1 protein-coding gene is annotated in these 262 nt (G+C 67.6%); it reads right to left on the minus strand.

All coding sequences use genetic code 11. From position 1 onward, the window contains the following. Nucleotides 1-262 (minus strand): peptidylprolyl isomerase (locus GXB81_RS31275; protein ID WP_205991238.1); only part of this gene is annotated, 262 nt, incomplete at both ends.

The following is a 262-nucleotide window of genomic DNA, read 5'->3' on the forward strand; positions in this document are numbered from 1 at the left end:
TCCATCTGCTGCGAGACCGAGCCTTCCGCATCGCGGCGGCCCAGCACCTGGATCAGGTGGTAGCCGTATTCGCTGCGCACCGGCTCGCTGATCTGGCCGTCCTGCAGCGAGTTCATCGCGCGCTCGAATTCCGGCACCGTCTCGCCCGGGCTGATCCAGCCGAGGTCGCCGCCCTGCGAGGCGGAACCGTCCTGCGAGTAGGTGCGCGCGAACTTCGCGAAATCGCCGCCCGCGACGATCTGGTTACGGATGTCGAGCAGCT

The organism is Paraburkholderia sp. Ac-20336 (assembly GCF_017105025.1).
Taxonomy (GTDB): domain Bacteria; phylum Pseudomonadota; class Gammaproteobacteria; order Burkholderiales; family Burkholderiaceae; genus Paraburkholderia.